Annotated in this window: 18 protein-coding genes; 11 read left to right on the plus strand and 7 right to left on the minus strand. The window is 52.0% G+C overall.

The features are described 5' to 3' along the window. Positions 1-7 precede the first annotated feature (7 nt). Positions 8-3,916, plus strand: coding sequence for a hypothetical protein (locus NSS83_RS26435; RefSeq protein ID WP_341346853.1), 3,909 nt, complete (start codon positions 8-10; stop codon positions 3,914-3,916). A gap of 78 nt (positions 3,917-3,994) precedes the next feature. Here NSS83_RS26435 and NSS83_RS26440 read toward each other — a convergent pair whose 3' ends face one another. Then, positions 3,995-4,639 carry a hypothetical protein gene (locus NSS83_RS26440; protein WP_341346854.1) on the minus strand — a complete coding sequence of 215 codons (645 nt, stop codon included), beginning with the start codon at positions 4,637-4,639 and terminating at the stop codon, positions 3,995-3,997. A gap of 330 nt (positions 4,640-4,969) precedes the next feature. Between NSS83_RS26440 and tkt the strand changes: the two genes are divergently transcribed. From tkt to NSS83_RS26455, 3 genes are all read left to right on the plus strand, one after another. Continuing rightward, positions 4,970-7,018 (plus strand): transketolase, encoded by a 2,049-nt coding sequence (gene tkt, locus NSS83_RS26445; RefSeq protein ID WP_341346855.1) that lies wholly within the window; start codon positions 4,970-4,972, stop codon positions 7,016-7,018. Positions 7,019-7,053: 35 nt separating this feature from the next. After that, positions 7,054-7,371, plus strand: coding sequence for a pyrimidine/purine nucleoside phosphorylase (locus NSS83_RS26450; RefSeq protein ID WP_036727552.1), 318 nt, complete (start codon positions 7,054-7,056; stop codon positions 7,369-7,371). A 320-nt stretch (positions 7,372-7,691) separates the two neighbouring features. Continuing rightward, a complete protein-coding gene (locus NSS83_RS26455) occupies positions 7,692-9,119 on the plus strand; it encodes a M14 family metallocarboxypeptidase (RefSeq protein ID WP_341346856.1) in 1,428 nt (475 codons plus the stop codon). Positions 9,120-9,219: 100 nt separating this feature from the next. On the opposite strand, the gene NSS83_RS26460 is transcribed toward NSS83_RS26455, so the two are convergent. The 5 genes from NSS83_RS26460 to NSS83_RS26480 form a co-directional block, all read right to left on the minus strand. Beyond that, on the minus strand, positions 9,220-10,011 hold the full coding sequence (locus tag NSS83_RS26460; RefSeq protein WP_036696916.1) for an ABC-2 family transporter protein: 792 nt from the start codon (positions 10,009-10,011) through the stop codon (positions 9,220-9,222). 7 nt (positions 10,012-10,018) lie between these two features. Then, on the minus strand, positions 10,019-10,849 hold the full coding sequence (locus NSS83_RS26465; RefSeq protein ID WP_341346857.1) for a hypothetical protein: 831 nt from the start codon (positions 10,847-10,849) through the stop codon (positions 10,019-10,021). Between the two features lie 19 nt (positions 10,850-10,868). After that, positions 10,869-11,684 carry an ATP-binding cassette domain-containing protein gene (locus NSS83_RS26470; RefSeq protein ID WP_341346858.1) on the minus strand — a complete coding sequence of 272 codons (816 nt, stop codon included), beginning with the start codon at positions 11,682-11,684 and terminating at the stop codon, positions 10,869-10,871. A gap of 493 nt (positions 11,685-12,177) precedes the next feature. Continuing rightward, positions 12,178-12,657, minus strand: coding sequence for a GNAT family N-acetyltransferase (locus NSS83_RS26475; protein WP_341346859.1), 480 nt, complete (start codon positions 12,655-12,657; stop codon positions 12,178-12,180). 72 nt (positions 12,658-12,729) lie between these two features. Continuing rightward, positions 12,730-13,629, minus strand: coding sequence for an NAD(P)-dependent oxidoreductase (locus tag NSS83_RS26480; protein ID WP_341188080.1), 900 nt, complete (start codon positions 13,627-13,629; stop codon positions 12,730-12,732). Between the two features lie 260 nt (positions 13,630-13,889). Between NSS83_RS26480 and NSS83_RS26485 the strand changes: the two genes are divergently transcribed. From NSS83_RS26485 to NSS83_RS26495, 3 genes are all read left to right on the plus strand, one after another. Beyond that, complete coding sequence (locus tag NSS83_RS26485) at positions 13,890-15,245, plus strand: glucose-6-phosphate isomerase (protein ID WP_036700477.1); 1,356 nt, start codon at positions 13,890-13,892, stop codon at positions 15,243-15,245. A gap of 126 nt (positions 15,246-15,371) precedes the next feature. After that, on the plus strand, positions 15,372-16,004 hold the full coding sequence (locus tag NSS83_RS26490) for a YigZ family protein (protein ID WP_076159126.1): 633 nt from the start codon (positions 15,372-15,374) through the stop codon (positions 16,002-16,004). 3 nt (positions 16,005-16,007) lie between these two features. Continuing rightward, positions 16,008-16,589, plus strand: a complete 582-nt coding sequence (locus NSS83_RS26495) for a TetR/AcrR family transcriptional regulator (protein ID WP_341187400.1) — start codon at positions 16,008-16,010, stop codon at positions 16,587-16,589. Between the two features lie 144 nt (positions 16,590-16,733). On the opposite strand, the gene NSS83_RS26500 is transcribed toward NSS83_RS26495, so the two are convergent. Next, positions 16,734-17,135, minus strand: a complete 402-nt coding sequence (locus tag NSS83_RS26500) for a secondary thiamine-phosphate synthase enzyme YjbQ (RefSeq protein WP_036727896.1) — start codon at positions 17,133-17,135, stop codon at positions 16,734-16,736. A gap of 194 nt (positions 17,136-17,329) precedes the next feature. Here NSS83_RS26500 and cysT point away from each other — a divergent pair, with 194 nt between their 5' ends. The 4 genes from cysT to NSS83_RS26520 are packed head-to-tail and all read left to right on the plus strand — an operon-like array spanning position 17,330 to position 21,110. Then, complete coding sequence (cysT, locus tag NSS83_RS26505; protein ID WP_341187401.1) at positions 17,330-18,145, plus strand: sulfate ABC transporter permease subunit CysT; 816 nt, start codon at positions 17,330-17,332, stop codon at positions 18,143-18,145. Beyond that, complete coding sequence (locus NSS83_RS26510) at positions 18,142-18,939, plus strand: sulfate ABC transporter permease subunit (RefSeq protein WP_341187402.1); 798 nt, start codon at positions 18,142-18,144, stop codon at positions 18,937-18,939. The genes cysT and NSS83_RS26510 overlap by 4 nt, the downstream gene beginning before the upstream one ends. Before the next feature lie 2 nt (positions 18,940-18,941). Then, positions 18,942-20,006, plus strand: a complete 1,065-nt coding sequence (gene cysA / locus NSS83_RS26515; protein WP_341187403.1) for a sulfate ABC transporter ATP-binding protein — start codon at positions 18,942-18,944, stop codon at positions 20,004-20,006. Positions 20,007-20,036: 30 nt separating this feature from the next. Continuing rightward, positions 20,037-21,110, plus strand: coding sequence for a sulfate ABC transporter substrate-binding protein (locus tag NSS83_RS26520; protein WP_341346860.1), 1,074 nt, complete (start codon positions 20,037-20,039; stop codon positions 21,108-21,110). The last annotated feature ends 163 nt before the right edge of the window (positions 21,111-21,273 follow it).

A 21,273-nucleotide genomic window follows, 5' to 3' on the forward strand; every position in this document is an offset into this window, starting at 1 on the left:
ATCGAGAATGAAGACATTTATAGAGCGGATGACGATGTACATTCTAGTGATGGTGCTCTTGGTGCCATCCATAGGCATAAAGACGGACAAGGCAGCAGCTGCCGGAGAGATTATTGAATTTAACGAATACACCGTTCCGGCCCGAAGTCTAACCGGTTCCCGTGGCCCCATCAAATATGAGGGCGAAGATAACTGGTATCCAAGCAAGATGTATGTCGATATGCCAGCGAATACATTTAATGTGAAATGGGATAAAGTACGTAACTTCTTTTACATTACCATGAGCAACAGCTACATGCCTACTCGATGGGAGATGTATCGTGAGGGGTTGGGGGGGCAACCCAAGAACTTCAACACAGACCGATCTTACCATGGGTACACTACTTATTGGAGTCAGTCAATGGAGATTGTTTATAAGGATGGCTCATCGTCTCAAATCAATGGAGTGGCGACAGGGCCGGGGGGGTATATGTTTCAGAATCGGGATTTGTCCGGATATCATAATGCTTTAGCGGGTGAATTCAATAATGTTACAAGTAGCCCGATGTGGTACGGGAAAATTATCTTGAGTCCTGATTGGCCGGACGGTTATTATCTGGATTGGAATTCCACCAGTATTATCCCCTATTCGGAATATGTTGTGGGTGTCGGCAATAGAGTTCCTGCTTACTTAAGAATTACGTTTAATTTTGCCGAGGTATATCAGACGTTCGACAAGTGGAATTTTAAAAGCACAGAACATTATCCTTATGGTGTTTCTGATGTGCAGATGATCCCGTTATCGACCAACAAGAAACCCAATCTCACACTGACTTCACAGAACGGGCAAAACATCATCAATGATGCCGGACTGAGCACATTCAACGTGGAAGGATACGTGCAAGACCCGGACAACGATACCGTCGATGTCATTGCGGAGATTCCGAATGTGTTCTATAAAAAAATCACATTGGCCAATACGGGCTCTGCAAAAAATTTCACCATTCCCATTGATGTTTTAAATGAGGGGATTCCGCCTGGGTGGTACAACGTCAACGTGAAGGTAGTCGATCCGTTTAACCTGAAAGCGGAAGCCTCCACTTCCTTTAGCGTGACCAACCGGCTGAGGAACAAAGCTTTCTTGCTTATTAATAGCCTGATTGATATCAGTACCTCCTATGCCGATTACGAGAATGACGGCAAATATGCAGAGCGGTACCGCTATGATCAGGACCCGGCTATTTTTGATAACTCCATGGGGATGATCTGGGACAGCGGATTGTGGCGTGATAGCAAGTATCCGTCATTTCCCTTCAGCGGCGCTTATACGGCTACCTTTCAAGCGAGGGATAATCCGAAGGGAGATGACCGGTTTGATAATTACCGTATGTGGAGCCGGGACAACTTATCCAGCATGACGTTCATGGTTCACCGGAAGCCGGTTGCCTTGTTCTCAGCGAAGCTGATCGGCGGTACGCTGCAGCTTACAGACAGCTCCTATGATCTGGACCATATGTCGAGTCCCGCTAAGGGGCTGGTGAGCTGGCAATGGCAATGGCGCAAGGCGGGGAATGAAGTGTGGACTGAGGGACAGCCACCTGCACAGCTCCCATCGGGCGAAGCCTATGAGATCCGGCTGCGTGTCCGGGACATTGATGGCCCTAACGGCTTCGGGGTTTGGAGTGACTGGATGCAGCAGAGTGTGGGCAGTGCAGCTAACCTGCCGCCGGTCGCTCTATTCACAGTGAGTCCGACTAATGTCTCTTACCGCAAGGCAACGACTATTATAGATAAGTCCTTTGACCCGGATAATGATCCGCTCGATGTGTATTCCTGGACGGTTATAAAAGACGGCTGGCAGCAGGTATGGAGTTATTATTCGGGCGGTGCGGCTGTACCTCCGAATATCGCGGCCTTCGGCGTGGGATCTTACCAGATTAATCTGCAGGTTCACGATAACCGCGGACTCTGGTCGAATGTGTACAGCCAAACCGTGCAGGTCATTAATCACCCGCCTGCGGCCAGCTTTACGATGCCTAATGAGGTTTACCGGGATACGGTCATCAGCTTGAACAACCTGACCCCTGATCCGGATGAAGATGGAGATGCCTTGCAGTATGGCTGGTATACCAAGCTTAATAATGATCCCTATTACTGGCGGGGGAGCAACCGGAATCAGGTATTCAGGGTGCAGGACGTACTCAATGATTATGGGATTTCTGCTCAAAAAGCCATCTCCGACGGCTGGGAAATGAGACTGAACGCGACGGATGGAAGCCTCTATTCCTATGCCACCCAGATGTTCAGCGTCAAAAACCATGTCCCGACAGCGGCAATCAACGGTCCGGCAGCGGTCAATCAATACGATACCCATACCTTCACTTCCTCCGATGCGGATGAAGATATAGCCGATCAGAGCAGCCTGAAGTATTACTGGCGGGTGACGGGAAGCGATCATAAGATCACACTTTTCCAGACTCCGGGTATCTCGCTTGCCTTCGATGAACTGGGAACCTATACGCTGGAGCACTGGGCCGTGGATCAGATTGGAGACAAGTCGAACATAGCCACACTTAAGGTGACGGTTAAAGAAAACTTGGCTCCTAACATGACCCTTACGTATCCTGCTGGGACGGTGAAGACCCCTACGATTATCGATGCGGAAAAAGAAGGGGATCCGCTGATCAAGTGGACCTACTCCGACCCGGAGAATGATCCGCAGGAGAGCTACCGGCTGGAGTTCTTTACGAAGGACGGGCTGCTGGTCAAAACGGTAGAGAACGCCGACAGTACCGGATCAGTACGCCAGTATCAATTGCCGGATCAATCGCTGGACCGGTTCCTGCTCTATACCGTTCAGGGGCGGGCATTCTCCAAACGAAAGTGGTCTGAAATCTCCAACGAAAAAGCCTTTATCATCGACAATCCGCCTAAGCCGGGATTCACCCTCATTACGGATACCGGAAAAGATGCGACCAAGGTACCGATCTACCGGACGGATGTTCTAAACATCCAAAGCACAGCAACGGATGCAGATATTCCTAAGGGGGACAGCATCAGCCACCAGTATTTCTTGAAACCGGCGGTTGGAGCTGAGGCACTCTTAAATACACAAGTTAATTTCACCAAGCAGTTCACTTCTAACGGAACCTTCGCCCTGCGGCAGGTTGTCACAGATTCCTTAGGGCTGTACCGGGAGCTTATTCAAAATATTACAGTTGTGAATCGGCTACCAGTGGTGAACATCACTTACCCGTCAAGCAGCGTGTCCACCAAGCCGACTATTGTAAGTACTCTAACGCCAATCATCAAATGGGATTATCAAGATGAAGATGGGGACCCGCAGCAACGCTTCAGGGTTCGGATCATCGACTCGACCAATGGTCAGGTGATTGGATCTGGAGAGCAAAATTCAAGTGATAATCAATGGCAAGTTCCGGTGGGTAGGCTTGTTGAGAACGTAAAATATGTTGTGGAAATGGAGGTTTATGACGGATTTGAATGGAGTAATGTGTCTGCGAAAAAATTCATGATGGTCAACCTGCTTAGTATCAAGGGGGCTGTCCAGCATACAGAGGAGTGGAACGGCAACCGGCAGGCATACAATATGAAGCAAAGCGGCTCGCCTGAAAGTCCGCGGGGGTATAATGTCTATTGGGCTGGCGAGAAGTTTGTGCTGCAGGGGACAGCTACCGGATTGCCTGATACCGTGCAAGTCACAATGACCGGAGGATATACGGCTGCGCTGAGTCCGGCCGGGAGCGATAAGACCATGTGGACTGGTGAGCTGGCGGATCCATCGTTCGAACAGCTGCCGGATGGTCCGGTTACTTTTACCTTCACCGCTACCAATGAGTATCAGACCAAGGTGGATACGGTGACGGTAACGATTCTCGGAGACTGGACAGAATATTATCAGAGCCATCGTATAAAATAACGCGGGACGCAGTCCTTATGCCTTATGCTCTACAGTGAGTTTTGTTTCACCCGGATTAAGCGGGCGGAGGGTGATCGTTTAGACGATTCCCTCGGCCCGTTCTTCATGCAGCCGCAGTCTTGCGGCTGTATAATCTGCCGGATTAGTAGCTTGGGGGTTATGTAGACTAGAACTTTGAAGGGCCGCAGTATGACTCAGGTGCATATAGTAAGAGAGTTTGCCGCTGAATATTTTGTGGGCATTCAAGGATAAAGCGAAATCCTCCGGAGTCACGAAGCAGGAGGGCTTGGCTACCGGATGAACAGTGGTTTCCTCCAATACTGAGGCGACGAACTGGGAACAGAAGTAAGCGTTCTCCCGGTCAATCCGGATGTTCAGCAGCACTCCGACCAGACCGAGCAGGTGATATTTATAACGCTCCTGATTCTGCATCATACCCTGGACATGGTTATACATAGTGTCATAATCTTCCTCACTGACTCTGAGCTGGTATATGGCACAGTCTGTACTGCTATAGAACGGATGGATGAAGTTCTCGTGGATCAGTCCGGCGATAAACGGGTTGTACACTTTTTTCCGGCCGAAGCTGTAGACCTCGCGCAGTTCACTGTCAAAAGCAATCGAGGCGTGATTCAGCTCTGCTTTGGTGAACCATTTAATAATTCCGCTGAAGGCCGTGCCCGTTCCGGTCAGTACAATATAAATATCTCTGTTTACAGTCATCTTCCGACATCCTTTCTGCTGGAAATTATGGATAATCCGGCTAAAATTCCGCTGAGGTATCTCCATCTTACTGTATATATCCGCTTTGTAAAACAAACTTTAGTCTTAATTAGGAACTAGACTTAAGGCTAAGTCTCTCAACCCTCTGCGGCATCCTCCGAAATTCTTCCGAAACATTGCCAAGCTGGCAAAAGAGTGCATAGACCGGGCGGAAGCCGCTAATTATAAGCTGTCTGGAACTGCGGCCTGCAAAAACAATTGGAAATGCTTCCACTTCCGTGATACAATAATAGTCAAAATGACATTCTTGATTCGAGGAGGATTATTGTAATGACTGAACAAGCAAAAGATCAAGCCATTCATAAAGAAGAGAACTCAACGGTGGACAACCTGGCCATCACTACGATCCGTACACTTGCCATTGATGCCATTGAAAAGGCAAATTCCGGCCATCCGGGTATGCCGATGGGCTCCGCTCCTATGGGATATCAATTGTTCGCCAAGACAATGAATCATAACCCGGACCACCCGACTTGGGTCAACCGTGACCGTTTTGTGTTGTCTGCGGGACATGGCTCCATGCTCCTCTACAGCTTGCTGCACCTCAGCGGCTATGATCTGCCTATGGAAGAATTGAAGCAGTTCCGCCAATGGGGCAGCTTAACTCCGGGACATCCGGAAGTCGGACACACTGCCGGTGTAGATGCAACAACTGGTCCGCTTGGACAAGGAATTGGTATGGCTGTAGGTATGGCAATGGCTGAAGCACAGCTGGGTGCGACTTACAATAAAGATGAACATAACGTGATTGACCATTATACGTACGCCATCTGCGGCGACGGCGATTTGATGGAAGGGATCTCTTCCGAGTCTGCTTCACTTGCCGGACACCTGAAGCTGGGCAAGCTGATTGTAATGTACGATTCGAATGATATCTCCCTTGACGGCAAGCTGAACCTTGCATTCTCCGAGAATGTTGCTAAGCGTTTTGAAGCTTACGGCTGGCAGGTTCTGCGCGTAGAAGACGGTAACGATCTTCCTGCACTGGCTAAGGCTCTTGAAGAGGCTCAAGCAGACAGCAGCAAGCCTACACTGATCGAAGTGAAGACTGTCATCGGCTACGGCAGCCCGAACAAGCAAGGTAAAGGCGGCCACGGCGGTACTCACGGCTCCCCGCTGGGTGCTGATGAAACGAAGCTGACGAAGGAATACTACAAATGGGTATATGAAGAAGATTTCTATGTACCGGATGAAGTCCGCGCCAGCTTTGCTGAAGTGAAGGCCAAAGGGATCGCCGCTAACAAAGCATGGGATGAGAAATTTGCAGCATACAAAAAAGTATATCCAGAGCTTGCTGCACAGCTCGAAACTGCACTAAGCGGTGAGCTTCCTGCAGGCTGGGATGCCAATCTTCCATTCTACAAAGCAGAAGACAAAGCTGTCTCTACCCGTGTAGCTTCCGGTAATGCGCTGAACGGATTGACTGGCGGTATCCCGCAGCTGGTAGGGGGTTCTGCCGATCTGGAGAGCTCGACCATGACGCATTTGAACGGTCTGTCCCAATTCACCTCCGAATCCTATGACGGCCGTAACATCTACTTCGGCGTACGTGAATTCGGAATGGCTGCAGCCATGAACGGAATTGCCCTGCACACTGGTCTTAAGGTATTCGGCGGTACGTTCTTCGTATTCACAGATTACCTGCGTCCGGCTGTCCGTCTGGCTTCCATCATGAAGCTGCCGGTAACCTATGTGCTTACTCATGACAGTATTGCTGTCGGTGAAGACGGCCCTACCCATGAGCCGATTGAACAGCTTGCTTCCCTGCGTATCATTCCAGGTCTGACGGTTATTCGTCCGGCTGATGCCAACGAAACCTCTGCCGCTTGGGCATACGCTATGGAGAACACCGCTAATCCGGTAGCACTGGTACTGACCCGCCAGAACCTGCCGATCCTGGCTGGAACTGTGGACGGTGTGCGCGACAACATCAAACGCGGCGGATATGTGGTATCTGATTCCAAGAACGGTACTCCGCAGGCACAGATCATTGCTACAGGCTCTGAAGTACAGCTGGCGGTTAAGGCTCAGGCTGCACTTGCCGAAGAAGGCATTGATGTTCGTGTTATCAGCTTGCCGAGCTGGGATCTGTTCGAGAAGCAGGATAAAGCATACCGCGATTCCGTGATCCTGCCTGAAGTAAAAGCCCGTCTGGCCATCGAAATGGCACAAACCTTCGGCTGGGAACGTTATACAGGCGATCAGGGTGACATTCTGGGAATCACTACCTTCGGCGCTTCCGCCCCTGGCGACACTGTAATCAGAGAATACGGCTTCACTGTAGAAAATGTAGTCAGCCGCGTAAAAGCGCTGCTATAATAGACGGATCTAAGAACAAAGGGGAGAATAAGCATATGAGTCAGTTCACCAACGCGACAATTCAAAAAGCAGCCAATATTTATTACGACGGAAAAGTGACCAGCCGTACAGTTACTCTGGAAGACGGCACTAAGGTGACACTCGGCATTATGCTGCCTGGCGTATACGAATTCGGCACAGATGGCCCCGAGACGATGGAGATTCTCTCCGGCAAGCTCAAGGTGCTGCTTCCCGGCACTGAGGTGTGGAAGGACATTGACGGAGCAGAGACCTTCCATGTTCCCGGCAACTCCAAATTTGCCCTGGAAGTATTCGCATTAACTGATTATTGCTGTTCTTACCCGATTGTATAAAATAAAGAATTGGAACATTGGAATCCCCTGGCACCTTCGGCTGCCAGGGGATTTTTTTGCAGACAGACTAGCATTCGTTAACACGCTAGAGTCATAATACACGATTCGACAAAAGATGAAGATATTCAGTCTATTATTGACGAAATAGGTATATTCTCATATACTTCCACTATCCATTTGGGGAACTGGCACATTCTGCTAGGAATGATAGAGGAGATGAGAGGTTGGGAAAGTCAGGATTTTGCAAGGAAATACATAAGCTTATGTTGTTATGGTTCAGCTGTTTAATACTATTATTGCTGTTATTTGTACCTGCAGGAATGACCCATGCATCGGCAAATATAGTAAATCCTAATCAGGTCTATTCCTATACGATTATGCAAAGGGATATTGAAAGTCTGGTGGCACAATACCCTGATCTGGTATCCTCCGAATCGCTGGGAGCGACGGCGTATGGGCGGCAGTTGTGGGCAGTGAAGCTCGGGCGGGGAGAATCGGCGTTATTCCTTAATGGTTCCCACCATGCCAGAGAATGGATGACCAGCAGTCTGCTGATGAAAATGATCGATACGTACGCCCAGGCCTATGATCACAATGAGACGATAGGCGGTTATCACGTGCGCAGTTTATTGGACGAAGTCAGTATCTGGTTCGTACCGATGGTCAATCCGGATGGGGTTACCCTCTCCCAGCAGGGTACAGCAGGACTGTCAGCAGATGTGGCTCAAATGCTGCGACAGTATAACGGAAACAGCAGCAATTTCAACCGCTGGAAAGCGAACATGCAGGGCCTTGACCTAAACCGTCAATATCCGGCGAACTGGAAGGGCATAAAGAATGCCAGCTCCTACCCCTGGTATCAGAATTATAAGGGAAAAAAGCCCGGGGAGGCTGCGGAAGTGCAGATGATGATGAATTTCACAGAGCGGATCGATCCGGAGGTGACTATTTCCTATCATAGCTCCGGGGAGATTATTTTTTGGCACTTCAATACGATTAGTAGCAGTCTGAACCGGGACAAGGCGATAGCCAGATCACTTGCCGGTCTTACCGGATATTCTCTCGTTGCTCCTGAGAAGAATCCTTCGGGTGGCGGATATAAGGATTGGTTCATCCAGGAGTACCGCCGCCCGGGGTTCACCATTGAGATTGCAAGCTATGCGGGGGAGGGCAGCGTTCCCTTGAAACAGTTCAGCGGCATCTGGTCCGAGAATAAGGGGGTTGGCTTATATTCTGCCGAGCAAACCTATTCATTGTGGCTGACTAGGCAGAAGGCACAGTATCTTCAAAAATCTATGAGTCTGCTGGCTGAAACGGAACTGTACGCGAAGATAGGGACTTCAACTGGAGGTACACGTGTTCTACCGCAACAGCTTCATGTTATTGCCCAAAAGGGTGACTGGTATCAAGTTCAGGCAGCGGAGGGGCTGGGCTGGATTCATCCATCTCCCGGAAAGCTCGCTGTGATTGAGGAGATCTCGGCGAATGCCAGCTGGAGCAATCGTATACCGGCGTATCAATACCCGGATGCTTACTCACCGAAAGTGACCTTCCTCGATCCGCAGACTGTAGCGGTATCGGGAAGATATGGGACCTGGCTAAGGGCTTCTGCTCCGGGCGGGAACTGGTGGATTGACGGGCGTAAAGTAACGATTAGCTGGCCTGAAAAGGCAGCGGAATCCGTTCCGTCAACAGATAGTGGACTAACCGGGGAAGAGCAGCCTGAGGCTGCTGAGGGGACATTGTAATCCTTCACCAGTGCGTTACTGCAACGCCCAGGCACAGCTGATAAATCCGGCTGTGCCTGGGCGTTCACGCAATGGGTGCTTTTTTTGCATTTTTATTTTGTCAGCTCCCCGTGCTTTTGTAATGCCTCACTCCTATGCGCCAGACCAGCAGAGACACTCCGAGAAAGGCAGCTCCAGAGGGAAGTGAGAGGAAGCCCAGCCAGCGGGGATAATCCCAGCCGCAGACGGTGGCCGCCGGATAGAAGCTGATGAACAGCATGGGGAGCACAAAGCTGAACACGGATTTTAGCATCCGCGGCATATAAGGCTCCGGGCAGCGGGTAATCTGGTAGCTGGCGTTGGTCAGCAGAAAGATCCAGTCAAGCCCTTTGATAGTGAAAAAAGCAAGCCCGGAGGTCAGTACGAACACTCCGCAGTACATCAGGCAGCCTCCGGCCAGCGCCATCGCCAGAATGCCGAGTCTGCCGGGCGTCAGGGGAACGCCGAGCTGTCCCAGCGCCCAGCCCGCCGCACAGATCCCTGTAAACGGCCGGACCAGCCGGTGCAGATGGAATCTGGAGGCTGCCACTTGGACGAACAGGGACCGCGGGCGGAGCAGCAGCCGGTCGAAATCGCCGGAGCGCAGCAGATGCCAAGGGAAATAATCAAAACCACGGCATAGACTCTCGGCAAGTCCGAAGGAGGCAACCGCCAGCGAGTAGACCAGAATGATATGGGCCACAGTCCATTCGCCCACATTACCAAAGCGGGAAAACAACAAGACGGTGGCGATGGGATCAGTGACTACTACAGTAAGCACCTGAATCAGCATCAGCCACCAGCCCTTATATTCCATGCCGGACAGCAGATGCATCCGCAAGTATTTGCAATAAATTTTACCTTCAGCAAGCATACGTTACTCACCCTCCCTGGACGATAATGCTGTGCAGTCTGCGTTTCATGATCATCCGGCCCGCTGCGATAAAGATAAGGCTCCAGAGGAGCTGTAAGCCGATGCCGGGCAATGCGGCGGCAGGAGCCACGCTTCCTATATAGAGCTGCAGAGGGATGTCGGCAAATCCGCCAAACGGCTGCAGGTACAGGAAGGTCTGCATGAAATCAGGCCAGAGACGCAGGGGAAGATAGGTGCCGGACAATATGCCGCTTAGCAGTAGAAGCATATAGGTCGGTCCGTCCCCCCAAGTGATATTCAGCCGGATCGCAGTCACAAGCATAGCGAAGGACGAGCACAGTACAAACGCCATAACTGCCGACAGAAGGAAATAGAATAGTGCAAGCAGGGAGGCGGGTCCGCCTAGGGCATATCCGGCAGGCATCAGGAGCCCGGCCATTACGGTAGCCAGTCCCCTGATCCAACTGGTGCCGAGCTTGCCGGCCGAGCTTTTGACAAACCAGTGGGTGTACAGGTTCATGGGCCGGCACAGCTCGATACCGACGTCACCGTTGTTGATTTTGCCCATAATTTCACTGTCGATGTTCATACTCTGGAGTACAAACAGTCCCTGGGCCAGCCAGACATAGGATATGGCCTGAGGAAGACTGAGTCCGTTATTGTTCCAGGAGCCATTGTCGCTGTATGTATAGAACACGGTGAACAGCACACATTCTATAAGCGCCCAGAACACACTGACCATCGTGCCCGATATGGCGGATACCCGGTACTGGAGCCCTTCTGCCATGCGGATTCGGAAGAGGGAGCTGCAGGCCCGGCATGTATTTCTAAAGTTCATTGTGCACCTCCTGATGGCTTTAGCCCAAAGCCAAGTCATTGTACATAGCCGCAATCATCGCATCCGTGTTCACTTTCATGACGACCTCCGGTGCATATTTCTGCTGTAGACCTGAGAGCTGCCCGTCATAGAGCAGTTGGCCATGCCCGATCACCATGACCCGCTGGCATAATGCCTCAATATCGTCCATATCATGTGTGGTCAGCAGCATCGTAATCCCGTACTTCCGGTTCTCTTCCTTCAAAAAATTGCGCAGCGCCAGCTTAGATACCGCATCGAGTCCGATGGTTGGCTCATCCAAAAAGAGAAGCTTCGGCCGGTGCAGCAGTGCCGCTACCAGCTCACAGCGCATCCGCTGCCCGAGCGAAAGCTGCCTCACCGGGGTCCTTAAGAGCGCTTCCACATCAAGTGTTGCCGATAACTCGGATAGTCTTAAGCGGTAGTCGCCTGGGGGGATCGCATAAATATCCTTCAGCACATCAAAAGAGTCTGCCACAGGAACATCCCACCATAACTGTGAGCGCTGGCCAAATACGACGCCGATCTTGGACACATGCTCTACGCGGTGCTTCCATGGAATCTTGCCCAAGATAGTGCATTCTCCGCTATCGGGTGTCAGGATGCCGCTCATTACCTTGACGGAGGTGGATTTGCCGGCACCGTTCGGGCCAATGTAACCTACCAATTCACCCTCTTCAATATCAAAGCTGATGCCGCCGAGCGCGTCCACCCGGGTCACATTCCGCATGAACGCTCCTCTCAGCAGTCCCCATTTTCCTTCGGGCCGTTTGTACACCTTGAAGCTTTTGCGGATATCTCTTAGTCTGATTTGCATGTCAGTCGCCTCCTTCGTGCAGAAGATCATATCATCAGGGGAGGAGAGGGGGACAGCTGCGTCGGACGCCTTCTTGATCCTTGCTGCCCGGCTAACAGTGGGAGAATCATTTATTTTCTTCATTTTCCATAAAAATGCTTGTTATGTTGACATTTCTGTGCTATATTAATTTTATAGTTAACGCAAGGAAAACGTATGTTTTTTTGTATATGTACTGTAAAATAAACTTCTCATACCGGTGATGAAATCACCGGTATTTTTGCGTTTTCGCCCTAATTAGGCGGCCTTGCCATGAATGCAAAGAAAGGTGCCCTGGAATTCCAGGGCACCTTTTCGATGGGATGCGGGCAGAATGTATGCGGAAAACCGAACACAATAGGCTAGGCGTCGGCACATGGTCCAAATGTATGCGGAAAACCGAATACATTCTTAGGTGCGGCATAAAATATCGGGTGGTTCACCCGATAGGCTAATTTTGCTCTAAACGGCCAGACTATGTCAGCGGATGTGTCCGCTCATATTCCCAGATGCTCTGGCTGCTCTCCGCATCATAGATTTCTCCGGTACGAATGAATCCGTGCTTCTCATAGAAGTGATGATTGCGGACGGCCCACGAGGGTGTATCCAGCGTCCAGCGCTTGGCAGCAGGGTACTGTACAAATAAGAAATGCAAAGCCTCATGTCCGAAGCCTTGATTCTGGCAGAGCGGATCGATAAAGATGCGGCCCAGATGACATTCCTCTTCTGAAGAAGAAGGGAAAATTATCATCCCGCCGACAATTTCACCATCTTTCAGGAGCTTGTAATAATGGCTCTGCTGCATTTGCCCGATCTGCCAAGACACCGAATCATAGCCTGGAGGGCCATCCTCTTCTTTATCCTGATAACGGCGGGCATCATCGTCGAAGGTTCTTTTTTGTACATCCGCCAACATGGCCGCATCTTGTGGCCGGGCGAGTTCAAAGGTCAGCATTGAAATTTCCTCCTCTGTTTACAATAGTGTGTAACACCATCATAAACAGATTCTGGAAAAGCCGCCGTTAGATTAGTTACCTTCTCCGATCTTCTTCCCGATCCAGTCCTCGTAGGATTTGACCACCGCGGACAGGTCCTCGTCGCCATAGCCGTGGTTGAAGCCTGCCTGGAACATGCTCTTGGCTACGCCGAGCATAGGGGAAGGGACGCCGGTGGAATCACTGAGCGAGGATGCCAGCTTGAGATCCTTAAGCATCAGGGCGAGTGAGAATTGGTTGCTGAAGTCGCCATCAATGATCTTCTGGCCCTTCAGCTCGGCCTGCTTGCTGCCGGCCGAACCATTCTTCACCAGCTCCAGGAACTTGTCTGCGGGCACCCCGGACTTCACAGCGATGGAGAAGCCCTCGGCGAGCGCGACATTGTGAATGCCGACCATGGCATTGTGAGCCAGCTTGGCTACAGCGCCGCTGCCGTTAGCGCCCATATGAAGCAGCAGGCGGCCCATGGAGTCGAAGAGATCCCGGTGCTTCTCAATCACTTCGGCATGTCCGCCGACCATGAAGACCAGTGTGCCGTCGATAGCTGCCGGCTTGCTGCCGGTTACAGGGGCATCAAGGAAGCTGCCGCCCCGCGCTTCAACTTCAGCGGCGATCTCTTTTGCAAGGCCGGGGGAGATGGTGCTGGAATCAACCACAGTTGTTCCCGGCTGAAGGGTAGCGAGAATACCATCGTCACCGTAGAAGACTTCACGGATCGAATCATCGTTGCTGATCATGGTGATAATAACATCCTTGCCTTCCGCTGCTGCCTGCGGTGTGGCGGCTGTTTTCGCGCCTTCCTGTTCCAGAGGTTTGCATTTCGCTGCTGTACGGTTGTACACCGTAACCTCAAAGCCGCTTCGCAGCAGGTTCGACGCCATAGGTGCTCCCATTGTTCCGAGTCCGATAAAGCCGATGTGCTTCATTTCAATTCCACCTTTGCTCTCCTGAGATCATATTATAGAAACTAAGTTTGCCTTCATTCTATCAGAAGGTTACAGCATGTTCCACAGAACAGGTATGCTTGTCTGCTTGGTAACCGCTTTCAGTGTTTTTTTCATAAACAGGGTTCGGAAAGCCGGGGATATGCCTTAAGACCTTGCCAGTCAAGGCAAATTAAAGTATTCTAGATTATAATGTTGCAACACACGGTGTCAAATCTAAAGAGATAAACAGGAGGCTACCATTACCGATGTCCAAGAAGATTAATTTTGACTACACCAAAGCCCTTTCCTTCTTCAGCCAGACCGAGATCGACTACTTCGCCGCTCCGGTGAAGCTGGCCCACGAACAATTGCATAACAAGAGCGGAGCCGGCTCCGATTACCTGGGCTGGATCGATCTCCCTACAGCGTATGACAAGGAAGAATTCGCCCGCATTCAGCAGGCGGCCAAGAAGATCCAGAGTGATTCCGAAGTATTGATCGTGATCGGGATCGGCGGCTCTTATCTGGGAGCACGCGCAGCTATTGAGGCGCTGTCGCATTCTTTCTACAATAACCTGTCCAAGGACAAGCGCAAGACACCGGAGGTTTATTTTGCCGGTAATAACATCAGCTCTACCTATATCACGCATCTGCTTGACCTGGTAGAAGGCAAAGACTTCTCCGTGAACGTAATCTCCAAATCCGGTACAACTACCGAGCCTGCCATTGCCTTCCGTATCTTCCGTGCAGCACTGGAGAAGAAATACGGCAAGGAAGAAGCACGCAAACGGATCTACGCTACAACAGACAAGGAGAAAGGCGCACTCAAGAAGCTGGCTAACGAAGAAGGCTATGAGTCGTTCATTATCCCGGATGATGTAGGCGGACGTTACTCCGTATTGACACCGGTAGGCCTTCTGCCTATCGCCGTAGCGGGAATTAACATTGAAGAAATGATGCAGGGGGCCGCAGCCGCAGCCGATGAGTTCAACAATCCCGATGTGGCTACGAACCAGAGCTATCAATATGCTGCAGTACGTAACGCGCTCTACCGCAAAGGCAAGACGACAGAAATCCTCGTGAACTACGAGCCGTCCCTGCACTTTGTCTCTGAATGGTGGAAGCAGCTGTACGGCGAAAGCGAAGGTAAGGACTTCAAGGGAATCTATCCGTCCTCGGTGGACTTCTCGACGGACCTGCACTCCATGGGCCAATTCATTCAGGAGGGTAACCGCAACATCTTCGAGACGGTTATTCAAGTGGAGAAGGTACAGCACCATGTAACGATCGAGAATGATCCGGACGATCTGGACGGCCTTAACTTCCTGACCGGCCAGACGATGGACTTCGTGAATAAGAAGGCGTTCCAGGGAACTATGCTCGCGCATACCGACGGACAGGTGCCGAACCTGATCGTTACGATTCCTGACCAGACGCCTTATACTTTCGGCTATCTGGTGTACTTCTTCGAGAAGGCTTGCGGGATCAGCGGATACCTGCTGGGTGTGAATCCGTTCGACCAGCCGGGTGTTGAAGCCTACAAGAAGAACATGTTCGCACTGCTGGGCAAACCAGGCTACGAGAAAGAAAAGGCAGAGCTGGAAGCCAGACTTACCGAATAGTCCCACTCTAGCCGCAGATCATTCATAGTAAGATAAGTCATCAGGGAGCAGTCCATAGGTAACCACTACCAGGGCTGCTCCTAATATATATCAAGTCATCACATGTAGAGTAAGGAATGGACAACAATGCTGGAACAATACCGGACGGTGCGTACCCCCGGCTCGCTGGAGGTCGTAATCCGTAAATCACGCTTCATCGGGCATGTTATGCCGGTGGAGAACGAGGAAGAAGCTGTGCAATTTATCGATTCGATCAAGAAGCAGCACTGGAATGCTACGCATAACTGCTCTGCTTATATGATCGGGGAGAGGGATGAGATCCAGAGACAGTCGGATGACGGGGAACCGAGTGGAACGGCCGGGAAACCGATTTTGGAAGTAATCCGCAGCCAACAGGTGAAGAATGTCGCTATTGTAGTTACCCGTTATTTCGGAGGCATTATGCTGGGTGCAGGCGGGCTGATCCGGGCCTATACCGATGGCGCTGTACTGGCGCTTGAGGCCGGAGAGGTCATTACACGTGTGCTGAGACGGGAGGTATTCGTGGAAATCGAGTACACTTGGCTGGGCAAGGTGGAGAATGCACTGCGGAGCCGGAATATCCAGACCGGAGAAACTTTGTTTACGGATAAAGTTACACTGCTGTGTCTTCCGCGCAATGATGAAGGTGACGCATTTATCGCATGGATAACCGATCTTACGGAGGGGCAATCCCTCGTTACGGAAGGGCGGCGGCTTTACTACAGCGAAGGGGAATAGATTATGGCAAGAAGAGCAGTGGAACAGGAGTTGTCGAGAGAAAGAATTCTGGAGGCGGCGAGGCATCTTTTCATCACCAAAGGGTACCGTGCCATTTCGATGCGCAGCATTGGCCAGCACCTGGGTTACAGCCACGGCTCCCTGTATTACCATTTCAAAGAGAAGGCCGAACTTTTCTACGCCATTGTAGTTGAGGATTTCAATCATGTGGCTTCGCTGCTGAATGAGGCTATGACCACTCCGCCTGAAGAGGGAATGACCCGGGTGGAGCAGCTGATTATGGAGTTCATCCGGTTCGGGCTGGATCATCCGTATCAGTATGAGATCATGTTCATGATCCGCGACGAAGAGCTGCTGGCGTATTGCCGGGCAGAGCAGGGCCGGTGTTTCGAGTTATTCGCAAGTATTGTCCGCCGTCATATGAAGGAAGAGGGATATGTATCGGAGGACTGGCAGAAGGTGCCGCTGACCTTATTCTTATCTGCTCACGGATTCATTTCGTATTATATTCAGGATAAAGTGTTGTTCGAAGATGTGAAGCAAGCTGCCCTGACACATGTCAAGGTATTAAGCCGCAGTTTATAATAAGCTGTTTTTTTTAACAGCTCGTACTTTAGAGCGTTGCATTGGTATAACTTTGCATGGTGAAAGTGTTTCAGGAACTATAAATTGTATAGAGAGCAGCTTCGCGGTTCATGCGTTGCTGCTCTTCTACAAGGGCAGGCAGTGCTAGCCTTCCATAATTTTGAGGTGACACTGGCGTTGCCTTGGACCGTCGAACTCGCAAAAATAGATGCCCTGCCAGCGGCCCAGCAGCACAGCCCCTTCATGAATTATAAGAGTCTGCGAAGGACCGGCCGTAATGGACTTCAGGTGGGAAGCCGTATTGCCCTCCGCATGGCGGTATTTGGGATGCTCCCAAGGATAGACCTCATCCAGACGCATCAACACATCACGCTTCACATCAGGATCGGCGTTCTCATTAATCGCAATCCCTGCGGTGGTGTGCGGGCAATAGACAATCAGCAGTCCGTTAAGTACCCCGCTATTCTTCACATAAGCCTGAACCTCGCGGGTAATATCCCGCATTTCATCCCGTTTGCTGGTGGTGATCTCCATAGTATGCAGCATCATGAACAGCCCCTCTCTGATTTGAATGCAACAAGTGCTACTTATACTTTAACCCAAAAACTAACAAAGTAATTGACGGCAGCAAGCGGTATTTGGTAAAGTAGGGATAACTTTAAACCAAGTATATTAATAGGAATAATCAAACCTTAAAGTCGAGTATACCGACCGGTTATCCGGAGGTGGGAGGTTGACCATTGAATTCGCTGATCAGGCACAAGGGCTGGACCTGGGGATTTAGATCAACGGTTGTACTGTATTTTGTCATACTGATTGTGCTGCCGATCCTTGGGGTCTATTACAATTCATTCTCATCCGGGCTCGGAAGCTTCACTGAAAGTGTAAGCGATCCAATTGCCTGGAAGTCGGTCCTGTTAACACTCAAGCTGGCGGTCATTGCGGCTCTTACGAATGTGCTGCTGGGCACGATGATCGCCTGGGTCCTTATCCGTTATAAGTTCCGGGGCAGGGCGCTGCTGAACAGCCTTGTCGATCTCCCGTTTGCTCTGCCTACTGCGGTTGGCGGACTGATGATTCTGCTGCTGCTGGGTCCGGGAAGCCTGATCGGGGGCCTTGCGGAATCCCTGGGCTTCACGATTGTTTTCCACCAGCCTGCCATTGTAATTGCCATGGTATTCGTCACATTCCCCTTTGTCATCCGGGCAGTACAGCCGCTGCTGGAGGAGCTGGATGCTTCGGAAGAAGAGGCAGCCTATACGATGGGAGCAAAGCCAAGCCGGGTCTTCTTTCAGATCATTCTTCCGTCAATGGCACCTGGCATGATCGGCGGCGGGATGCTGGCCTTCTCGCGGGCGCTCGCTGAATTCGGTGCGGTTGTCCTCGTGGCAGGCAATATTCCGGGGCGCACGCTGGTGTCTTCTGTTTATATTTTCGGAGAGGTCGAAAGTGATAATCCGGCGGGAGCCGCCGCGGTGTCGATTATTCTGTTGACCTTATCCTTCCTGATTCTCTGGCTGATCAGCCTTATGCAGATGCGGGGGAGAAGATCATGAGAAGATTGTGGATTGGACTGACCTATCTCGTGTTCTTCATTCTAATCGCAGCTCCGCTTGGCAGGATGACAATGGGGGCCTTCAGCGAAGGCTGGAGCGGCTTCTGGAACGCCCTGACCCGGCCCGAGGCGCTGCATGCGCTGCTGATGACCGGATACGTTGTGGGGGTAGTGACGCTGCTGAATACGCTGTTTGGCATTATGACGGCCCTGTATCTGGTGCGGGCGAACTGGCTGGGGAGGCGTCTCAAAAGCCTGCTGAACAGTATCGTGGATCTGCCTTATGCGGTATCGCCGGTTATCGGCGGGCTGATGATCGTTCTGCTGCTCGGACCAGACAGTGCGCTGGGTGCGTTGTTTGAACAAATCGGAGTGAAGATTGTGTATGCTTTTCCGGGAATGGTGATTGCTACGCTGTTCGTTACGTTCCCGCTGATGGTGCGCGAGGTGATGCCGGTGCTGCAAGAGATCGGCTCCCAGCAGGAGGAGGCTGCGTCTACACTTGGCGCCTATGGCTGGACGACCTTCTGGAAGGTGACCTGGCCGTCTATCCGCTGGGCGGTTATCTATGGAGTGATTCTGACGGTGGCCCGCTCGCTGGGAGAGTTCGGTGCGGTGCTTGTCGTCTCAGGTAATATTATGAACCGGACCCAGACGGCTACCACACTGGTCTATCAGGATGTCGAGAATTTCAATGTTACGGCTGCGGGCGGGATAGCACTGGTGCTGGCCGCATTCTCCGCAGGACTGCTGCTGCTTATGGAATGGAGCAAGAGAAGAAAGGGAGGGCACTGATTATGCATGTAGAGGTCCGGGGACTCGATAAGCATTTTGGCGATTTTCATGCGGTGAAGGATGTCCATTTCGGCATTACCAAAGGCCATCTGATCGGGCTGCTCGGCCCAAGCGGCGGCGGCAAAACCTCGATCCTGCGGATGCTTGCAGGACTTGAGACGCCGGACAGCGGCGAGATTATTTTCCACGGCCGGGCGGTGAACCATCTTCCGCCGCAGGAGCGTGAGATCGGCTTTGTCTTCCAGAATTATGCGCTGTTCAAGCATATGACGGTGTTCGAGAATATCGCCTTTGGCCTGAAAGTCAAGAAAGCCAGTAAGTCTGTCATCCGTGACCGTGTCACCGAGCTGGTGGAACTGACTGGACTGAAGGGCTTCGAGAACCGGTATCCGCATCAGCTGTCCGGGGGGCAGCGCCAGCGGGTGGCTTTTGCCCGGGCGCTGGCCCCTGAGCCGCAGCTGCTGCTGCTGGATGAGCCGTTCGCCGCGATTGATGCGAAGATCCGCCAGGAGCTGCGTTCCTGGCTGCGGGAGCTGATCGAACGTGTCGGGATCACCTCCATCTTCGTTACCCACGATCAGGATGAGGCGATTGAAGTGGCGGATGAGATTATGATCATTAATCAGGGGCGGCTGGAGCAGAAGGGTACGCCTTGGGATATCTATAAAGAGCCGAAGACACCGTTTGTGGCCACCTTCATCGGGGAATCTACGCTGATCGAGAGTGCCTCCGAGCTGAAGGGCTTCGAGGGCGCAGGCGACGGTAAGCCGACCAAGGCGCTGATCCGTCCCGAGTACATTGAGGTAGGCTACCTGCATGAATTCAAAATGGCTTCGGCCACGGAGCAGGGTACGGTCAAGCATCTGCATTTTCGCGGAAGTGAATGGCTCGTGGAGGTTGAGGTAAAGGGACATAAGCTGGTCACCTACCGCTCCCTGGAGAAAGAAACGCTGACTCCGGGCCAGGAGATATCCGTGCTGGTACACCGCGCTTACCTGTTCAATGAGGAGCGGAGCTGGATTCAGGAGAATGGACTGAAGAAAGATCCGATGCCTGTATTTATCTAAAAAATAAATGATGTGGGATGTGTCGCCGGTATGAGGCTTATCAGAAGGAGCAGACAACTGCACGGATGGCTGACGGTCTTACTGCTGGCGGTGTTCGCCCTGACCGCTGCCGGTTGCGGGAATGAGCAGCAGGCTGCGGGAGAGGCAGGTGCGCCTCCGCAGGGAGATCTGACGCTTGTGGTGGGTGCCTATAGCGTGGTGAAGGATGCCATGGGCGAGATTCTCCCCGGGTTCGCGGAGAAGTGGAAGGCGGATACCGGTCAATCGATCGTATTCCAGCAGTCCTATGAGGCTTCCGGTACCCAGGCGCGGGCGATTGCCGGCGGTTTCGAGGCGGATGTCACGCTGCTTGCCATGGAAGGCGATGTCGGGAAGCTGGTCAAGGCCGGTCTGGTGGAGAAGGACTGGAAGCAGCGCGGCGGTGAGGCGGGCATGGTGACGCGGTCGGTTGTGGCTCTGGGAACGCGGGAGGGCAATCCGAAGGGGATTCATGGTTTTGCCGATCTGGCGAAGCCGGGGGTGAAGGTGCTCTACCCTAATCCGAAGACCTCCGGCGGTGCCCAGTGGGACATCAACGCAATCTACGGGGCTGGCTTGAAGCGTTCGGAGGAGCAGGAGGGGGCGAAGGACCCTGCGGCGGCCAAGGCTTTTCTGGAGAGCATACACCGAAACGTCGAATCTCTGGATAAAAGCGGGCGGGCCTCGATGGCTGCCTTCGAGTACGGGGTGGGCGATGTAATCGTCACTTATGAGAATGAGCTGCTGGCGCGGATTGCCGAGGGTGTGAAGTATGAGGTGGTCATCCCGAAGAATACGATCCTGATCGAGAATCCTGCGGCCGTGGTGGATAAGTATGCGGATAAGCATGGTACCCGTGCAGCCGCAGAAGCGCTGGTCGATTATCTGACAACGCCTGAGGCACAGGAGATATTCGCCAAGTTCGGCTTCCGTCCCGTGAACCAGCAAGTCTACGCGGCACATGAGAGCCAGTATCCGGTTCCTGCCGGACTGTTCGACATCAGCTATCTTGGCGGCTGGGAGGAAGTCCGCACCACGTTATACTCCAAGCGGGGCATATGGTATCAGGTGCTGGCCGGGATCTAGACTGGCTAGGCTGATAGATGGAGCAGAGTGCGATTAGCAGACATGTGCTTAGGTGCAGTGCGAGGGATAATGAGAGCTGTTCTCCGGCCGGATGAGGCTGAAGGACAGCTCTTTGCCGTTCTTATGGGCCAGTGTGCAAAGGACCGGCTCCTGTTCTATAATA

It is taken from the genome of Paenibacillus sp. FSL H3-0469 (genome assembly GCF_038051945.1).
In the GTDB taxonomy this organism is placed as follows: Bacteria; Bacillota; Bacilli; order Paenibacillales; family Paenibacillaceae; genus Paenibacillus_AQ.

Bases quoted from the DNA above. Each gene is read 5' to 3' on its own strand.
- NSS83_RS26460 (WP_036696916.1), bottom strand. From the start codon at position 10,011: ATGCTTGCTGAAGGTAAAATTTATTGCAAATACTTGCGGATGCATCTG.
- NSS83_RS26500 (WP_036727896.1), bottom strand. From the start codon at position 17,135: ATGCTGCATACTATGGAGATCACCACCAGCAAACGGGATGAAATGCGG.
- NSS83_RS26495 (WP_341187400.1), top strand. From the start codon at position 16,008: ATGGCAAGAAGAGCAGTGGAACAGGAGTTGTCGAGAGAAAGAATTCTG.
- NSS83_RS26435 (WP_341346853.1), top strand. From the start codon at position 8: ATGAAGACATTTATAGAGCGGATGACGATGTACATTCTAGTGATGGTG.
- NSS83_RS26440 (WP_341346854.1), bottom strand. From the start codon at position 4,639: ATGACTGTAAACAGAGATATTTATATTGTACTGACCGGAACGGGCACG.
- NSS83_RS26470 (WP_341346858.1), bottom strand. From the start codon at position 11,684: ATGCAAATCAGACTAAGAGATATCCGCAAAAGCTTCAAGGTGTACAAA.
- cysA (WP_341187403.1), top strand. From the start codon at position 18,942: ATGCATGTAGAGGTCCGGGGACTCGATAAGCATTTTGGCGATTTTCAT.
- NSS83_RS26510 (WP_341187402.1), top strand. From the start codon at position 18,142: ATGAGAAGATTGTGGATTGGACTGACCTATCTCGTGTTCTTCATTCTA.
- NSS83_RS26490 (WP_076159126.1), top strand. From the start codon at position 15,372: ATGCTGGAACAATACCGGACGGTGCGTACCCCCGGCTCGCTGGAGGTC.
- NSS83_RS26455 (WP_341346856.1), top strand. From the start codon at position 7,692: ATGACCCATGCATCGGCAAATATAGTAAATCCTAATCAGGTCTATTCC.
- NSS83_RS26520 (WP_341346860.1), top strand. From the start codon at position 20,037: ATGAGGCTTATCAGAAGGAGCAGACAACTGCACGGATGGCTGACGGTC.
- NSS83_RS26485 (WP_036700477.1), top strand. From the start codon at position 13,890: ATGTCCAAGAAGATTAATTTTGACTACACCAAAGCCCTTTCCTTCTTC.
- NSS83_RS26450 (WP_036727552.1), top strand. From the start codon at position 7,054: ATGAGTCAGTTCACCAACGCGACAATTCAAAAAGCAGCCAATATTTAT.
- NSS83_RS26465 (WP_341346857.1), bottom strand. From the start codon at position 10,849: ATGAACTTTAGAAATACATGCCGGGCCTGCAGCTCCCTCTTCCGAATC.
- NSS83_RS26475 (WP_341346859.1), bottom strand. From the start codon at position 12,657: ATGCTGACCTTTGAACTCGCCCGGCCACAAGATGCGGCCATGTTGGCG.
- tkt (WP_341346855.1), top strand. From the start codon at position 4,970: ATGACTGAACAAGCAAAAGATCAAGCCATTCATAAAGAAGAGAACTCA.